The sequence below is a fragment of the Microcoleus sp. genome (assembly GCF_041354475.1).
In the GTDB taxonomy this organism is placed as follows: Bacteria; Cyanobacteriota; Cyanobacteriia; order Cyanobacteriales; family Microcoleaceae; genus Microcoleus.
In genome coordinates, this window is sequence record NZ_JBGJZU010000029.1 from 59,755 (window position 1) to 66,670 (window position 6,916).

At 37.7% G+C, this 6,916-nt stretch carries 5 protein-coding genes; all 5 read right to left on the reverse strand.

Annotated features, from left to right (window positions below):
• Positions 1-113 precede the first annotated feature (113 nt).
• Positions 114-953 carry a TdeIII family type II restriction endonuclease gene (locus ACBR23_RS13440; protein WP_371116213.1) on the reverse strand — a complete coding sequence of 280 codons (840 nt, stop codon included), beginning with the start codon at positions 951-953 and terminating at the stop codon, positions 114-116.
• Between the two features lie 14 nt (positions 954-967).
• On the reverse strand, positions 968-2,338 hold the full coding sequence (locus tag ACBR23_RS13445; protein ID WP_371119715.1) for a DNA cytosine methyltransferase: 1,371 nt from the start codon (positions 2,336-2,338) through the stop codon (positions 968-970).
• Between the two features lie 74 nt (positions 2,339-2,412).
• Positions 2,413-3,513, reverse strand: a complete 1,101-nt coding sequence (locus ACBR23_RS13450) for an MAE_28990/MAE_18760 family HEPN-like nuclease (protein ID WP_371119716.1) — start codon at positions 3,511-3,513, stop codon at positions 2,413-2,415.
• Between the two features lie 6 nt (positions 3,514-3,519).
• The gene (locus ACBR23_RS13455) at positions 3,520-4,752 is read right to left on the reverse strand and encodes a DUF262 domain-containing protein (RefSeq protein ID WP_371119717.1); all 1,233 of its coding nucleotides are present in this window, start codon (positions 4,750-4,752) and stop codon (positions 3,520-3,522) included.
• Between the two features lie 243 nt (positions 4,753-4,995).
• The coding region (gene bchH / locus ACBR23_RS13460) for a magnesium chelatase subunit H (RefSeq protein ID WP_371119718.1) at positions 4,996-6,916 on the reverse strand (1,921 nt) is incomplete at its 5' end.

A 6,916-nucleotide genomic window follows, 5' to 3' on the forward strand; every position in this document is an offset into this window, starting at 1 on the left:
TGATAAATTTTATGCTAATACCCTTGTTACTTTGGGCGATCAACAAGGATTTTCCCGTTAACAGCTAAGTCATCATGGTTCAACCCCCCGCTTTTATCAAAAATTCCCTCTCCTTAAAATCCGAAAGCTAAAGCATCCATCATATATTTACTTTTTTCACGTCCCACTTCTAAATATATTTCCAATAATTCCTCATAAGCAGTCGCTCCGCCTACAATATTCCAAAATTCATCTCCAATAACTACAGCTTCATCAAAAGGCAGATAATTCCTTGCCTGAGACCACTTATAAACAGCTTTTGTTACACCATAGGGATTATAAGGCATCGCATAGTAAGCTTGCAATTGCGGACGCTTTGCACCCCGCAGTAAATGAAACCTCAACAGACGCTGGATAACTTCTAAGCATTGACCCTTATTCGGCTTAGGAGCTTTAATTTCAAATAAGTATTCTGTTCCGTCATTAGCAAAAATACAAAGGTCAGCACGTACACTTTTTGTTACCAAATCATCGAATCGTCTAGCATTCAGCACTGCTGTTATCATCTGCTTAAAAGATGGTTTAGTTTGTCCTTTTTTATCCATAGATTCATAGTATTCTTTCTGACGTTGAGCTTCTTCAAAAGCGGCAATACTTACTTCCGCTCTGATATCATATCCTCGACGTGCATCTTGATGATGTTCAAGGGCAATTAACTTAGCGCATTCTTCAAGAGAGTTTCCTAATCTGGTACTTAAACCTCGCTCAAATTGATTGATTCGTATTAATTCTATTGGAATTAGCGCGGCTTGAAAAGGTTTTAATTCTCCATTAGTTGAACTGCGCGACAGGTACTCTATTCCAGTCGTTGATTTGTGAATAATCCGACCTTTATATTCATCTACAATACCCTGAATAAAACCTTCAAGATATCCTTTAATTATTTCTCGTTGTTTTGTGCTAATAGCTGCCATATTTTAAGTCAAAATTACAAAATAATTTCTAGTAAGGCTTTGGCTAAATGGTAAACCACAGGAATTGATACGGCATTACCCAATTGATGTTTGGCTGTAGTTTCATTTTCAGAAATTTTGAACCATTCGGGAAATCCTTGCAATTTTGCGTAATCCTGTGCAGTTAGAGGTTGAAAGTTTTTCTTTTCATAAATTTCCCTAATAAATGTTTCCTTATATGCTGCTGGTTCTTGACATTGAATCGAGATTGTTGCCACAAAGTCTCTAGTTCCAGTTGCAGTTAAAGTTGCGATCGCATCCGCATGGGGTAAGAAAATTTTAGAAATGCCGTTAATTCCTGAAGAGATTTTAGAATTCACAAAATCATAGCCTTTATCATCTACACTCCGCAAAATTTCTTTCTCAACTAAGTTGTCAATTTCTGTTTGTTTCAACTCAGGAATTAGTGTTGCTAACACTTTAAATTCTAAGGGATTACCGTCCTTTTCTCCATAAATATTTTTTCTTCTGTTTTTCATAATGGTTTGACAAATTAATTTTTCCCTGCTAGTTGTTTCGATTAAATCCCAAGAATGGATGGTAGTATGTCCATCTCTAATATCAGTAAATAAGAAGAAGTCATTTAATTCATCTAGCTTTTGAAATCTGCCTCTGGAACCGGGGACTTTTCCATCAAATAAAACGGTTGGTGAAAATTTTTGCTTCCTAAAATTGCTACGCTGAATCCCTGGTATCACATCATAAAGCTTGCTCGCGCGATCGATTGGTTTAGGAAATGTAAATCCCCAGCATCCTTCTATGTCATTCCTAATACCAACAATAAACAATCTATCTCTATCTTGCGGTAATCCAAAATCATAGGAATTTAGCACCTCGTATTTAACAACATAACCAGATGATGTTAAATTATCAATTATGTATTTCAAGCTTTCTATATTTCTTGGTTCTGTCAAGCCTTTGACATTTTCAAATATAAAAGCTTTGGGATGATTAGCTTTTACTACCCTAAATACATCTGTCCATAACTTGCCTCTTGGGTCGTCCAAACCTTGCATTTTACCTGCGATCGACCAAGGTTGACAGGGAACACCACCGACTAATACATCTATCGGAAAAGGCAATTGGCTGAGATTGGTAATATCTCCTAAATATACCTCATCTGAGTTGGCATCTTTAATAAAATTATGTCGATAAACTTGAATGGCTTTTTTGTCAATTTCTGAATAGCCTAAGCATTTACAGCCTAATTCTTCCAGAGGGATTCTGAATCCACCAATTCCAGCAAATAAGTCTACGAACGTTAATTGCAATTTGGCATTTTTAATAGAATTTGGATTGAATAGATCGAATAATTCAAGTTGTTGAGCATACATAGTTGCATTCATTTTATTTTCGTTATGACTGAACTTAGACATAAGATAGCAGAGATTATATAATATAGTTGAGTTTTTTGATTTAATTAATTTGCAGTTAATACATAAATTGCTTGATTCTTTTTAGGATATTTTAAGACATTTATCATTTCAATTTGTAAAGATATATCTTGCTGCTTTATTATTCTAAGAACTTGTTTTGATTCTCCATTCTTATTTCTTAGTTCTCTAATTATAGCTGCTTTGCAATAAGATGAATTTGGGTTGACAATAAAAATTGTATCTTCTAATGATAAAGTAACACGATTAACGCTTGCAGTTAAGACTTTTATATTTGAATGATAATTTGTAATTTCGCCAATTTTTTTTGCTTTATTTATATTAATCTTTTTATTTAAAAAATGATAAATCAATAAATCAGCTAATGCCTGACATATAGCATCCACAAAATCACACAAGTTTAGTAAGGAATCATAACCTAAAGATTCATTTTCTTGAACTAAACTATGGGCACTTGCATTGCGATTTTCAATAAATTGGTCTAATTCATTTTTAAGTTGATTTGAGCCACCCAGACTCAGTATATTATCAATATAATCTTTAATATTTTGGTGATTTTCAAGCCACTTCCAGCCAAAATTATCCTTATCATTAAGACCAACAGCACTCAATAATTTTTGCAATTCACTCTGTCGTAAATTATTTTGAAAACTTATTAAAAAACACTCTGGTATTAATTCATATTTACTATTTTTATTAATTTCATAAAATAAGCCTCGAACAATTCGCTCTAACTGCAAATGTTTATATCTATCATCTTCTAATTTTGGAATTAACTTACATACGCCAATCTTATGATTATTACGGATTACTTCGTCTAGTAGATCGTATTTAGTAACTAATTGTGGTAAAGCCTCTAGCCACTTACTAATTAATTTTTTAACAAAGTTTTCATAAGTTGCATAAAGTTGAGTAACAACTGCACTATGTTCATAAATCTTCCATTCTGTTATAGAAATTGAATTTTCTGATAAATTTAGTTTTAATTCTGCCCCTTTTCGTCTAACCTCTTCATCATCTGTAAAAATAATATCTCTCAGTGACTGGTTTTGCTTCAAAATAAAACGAATAGCTTGAGTTTTTTTTCTAACCTGTTCTAGTAAAATTTCAATTTTTTCAATCAACATAGATGCTTACTTGGACAGGATCACCTGGGACAACATTTGCTCAAATGAATTTAATCGTTTTTGTATATCAGTTTTTGTGTTTTTACCTTTACCTCTAAATAACTCAGATTTATCTGCTTTCAGTAATTGTTGAGTAGCGTCAATCACCTGATTTTTCTTCTGCTTCAAAATTTGAGCATTAGATAAATTTTTACTGAAGGCAACCATAACAGCATCATAATATGCTTTATATGGCTCCTCAGCCCAATTCCAATTTTTAGATTTGTCAAGTATATAAGGTCTAAATAAATGTTTTCCGTAAATATCATAGGCAATGCTTATAGTATTCTTGAAAATATCACTTAAAAACGCAGTGTCTTCTTTAGAAAAATCTAAACTTTGAATCATATATAAATCCATGAAACTTTCTAAAGTACCTTTAAAATTTTCATAATGACGCAGCGCAAAAAAACGTAAGACTAACTCCACATCCTCCATTTTCTTGTAAAGATTATTTTGTTCACGCTCACGAAGATCAGAGTCAGGAATACCCCAAGCATTTTTAAAAGTGGGATCATCAGCTAACTCAATCAGACTATCATTAAATTGACCATGATATAAACAGTTACGAATTTCTTGGTTACTCAACTCAACTCCACCTGTATTCAGACGTTCAAAGGTAAGTCTCTTTAAATACATTGCATCTTCAAGTGTTTTCGCTGATTCTGTAATAACCACTATAGATGATAAAGTACGACGATCTATTCCAGCTTGAATTTCTGTTGGTAAATTACTATATTTTCGACCATTTAATTCTGGCCAAAGTTGTAATCCAGTTAAAATAAGCTTATCTTCATAGAAATCCCTAAGAGCACTAATTCTTTGTTGGCCGTCTATAACTTCATAGGAATTATATTTTTTTTCATACAAAATCACTGGCGGTACTGGCAAATTAATAATAAATGATTCAATTAAAAGAGATTGTTGTTCAGGTTTCCATCGAGGACGACGTTGAAAAAAAGGACGTAAATCCATATAGCCTGGTTTTGTCAGTGCATCCACAAAAAGTGGTAGCTTTTCTCGATTAAACTCCATTAAAATTCTGCTATTTCCTGATTCATATTTAGTATTTATTTCGTCATCAGACATTTTTTTATCGTGGGATTTCTCCTTCTTCGATTTGTCCCACATATTTAATTCAGAAGGCGAAAAATATTGATTTATTTCTTTTTCTTGAGTCTGTTTATAAGTCCTGGTCATGTTTTTAACCTCCTAGAAAATATAAATGAATAAATATGCGAAAAGTAGAGGTAGGTGATAACTCATTATAACAACACTTCGGGCAGTTTTTGATTGCCAACCGTATAATAAGGGTTTCAGGGCGATTGGGCAATGGATCTGCTAAAGGAAAATCAAGGGTTTCAGATTATCACCTAAAAAACTGTCTAGACTGCTGTTATAAATTAAGAGGCTAATCTTAGCCTCTTAATTTATATATGGTAGTTATTCTACCCCCTCAATCCGGTCTTCCACCTCCTGATACAACTCACGCAACCTGTCCAAATTACTCTCCGAAGTCTCCCAATAACCCCGGCCATTCACCTCAAGCAAAGTGCTCACAATCTTGCGGAAAGAATGAGGATTTAAGTTGAGCAAACGCTTCTGCATCTCCTCATCTTGGATAAACGTACCGTTCACATCCTCATACACCCAATTATCCACCGCGCCCGCAGTCGCACTCCATCCAGTCGTGTTCACCAGACGCTTAGAAATCTCCCGCACGCCTTCATATCCGTGCGATAACATTCCCTCGTACCACTTCGGATTCAGCAGCTTAGTCCGCGAATCTAAACGCACGGTTTCTGATAGCGTCCGTACCTGCGCGTTGGCTGTTGTGGTATCAGCAACGAAGGATGTTGGTTTCTTGCCATCGGCGCGCAAACTGCCGATCAATTTAGTCGGATCGGAGTCGAAATAGTGCGATACGTCGGTTAGCGAAATCTCCGCAGAATCCAAGTTTTGGAAGGTGACTTCAGCAGTTTTTAAGGATGATTCAAAAATCTGCCGGTCTTGTTCCATTGTTCCGGGATTGTCGGAAGAGAAGGCGAAGGATTTGCGAGTTAAGTACATTTCCTGCAACTCGGCTTCGCTTTCCCAGGTGCTGTTTTCTACAGCTAAGTTGACGTTAGATGAATAGGAACCCGAAGCATTGGAAAAGACGCGGGTGGCTGCTTGGCGCAGGTTGATTCCCATTTCTTCGGCTTGCTTCAATGCGTGTTTGCGGACGAAGTTCATCTCTAAAGGTTCGTCGGCTTCCGCTGCCATTTTCACGGCTTTATCTAACAGGTTCATTTGGTTGATGAACAAGTCGCGGAATACGCCGGAACAGTTAATTACTACGTCGATTCGTGGGCGGCCTAACTCTTCTAAAGATAGCAATTCCAGTTTGTTGACTCGGCCCAAGGCGTCGGGTACTGGCTTGACTCCCACCATCCACATTACTTGGGCGAGGGATTCGCCGTAAGTCTTGATGTTGTCGGTTCCCCACAATACAACGGCGATGGTTTCTGGGTAATTTCCGCCGTTATCCAGGCGCTGTCTTTCTAATAGTCTGTCAACGACAACTTTAGCAGACTTAACTGCTCCTGTAGTGGGGATTGACTGCGGGTCTAAAGCGTGCATATTCTTGCCAGTTGGCAAAACATCCGGGTTGCGAATCGGATCGCCACCAGGGCCGGGGAGAATGTATTCGCCTTCTAATGCGCGCAACAAGGCGCCCAATTCGTTATCGGCGCAAACTTGTTCTAAGCAGAATTCCAGATACTCAAACAGCGGTTTAATCAGGTCTGGATCGACTTTTTTGTAACCCGCTGCGTGTAAGGATTCAATCCAAGGTGTTTTCTTGCCCATGTTGAAGAAATTCAACTTGGAAACTAGGGAAACTCGACCCTCAGCATCGGTTTGTTCCTTCACTAAAGCGGTGACGGCATCCCGACAGGCTAAGGTGATGTTTTGCAGCAATTCGACATCTGCTAAAATGCCTTTGTCGTTGTTGGTGTAGATTTCGTCAATATTGCGATCGCAACTTAAAGCAATAATCCGCGACAAACTGACTAATCCGTCTTCTTCCCGGTCTAAATTGGCAATGTTAACCAGAGTTGCGATCGCCTCTTCCGCAGTCGGTGGCTTACCAATAACGTGCAAACCACAAGGTAACAACCGCGACTCAATCTCCATCAACTTGCGGTAAACCAAGCCAACTAAATTGTCCCGTTCCTCCGCAGTCATTTGGGCCGCTACCCCCCCTGACCCCCCCTTACTAAGGGGGGGTTCGGAAGATGTGGTTAGCCCCCCCTTAGCAAGGGGGGGTTGGGGGGGTTCGGAAGATGTGGTTAGCCCCCCCTTAGCAAGGGGGGGTTGGGGG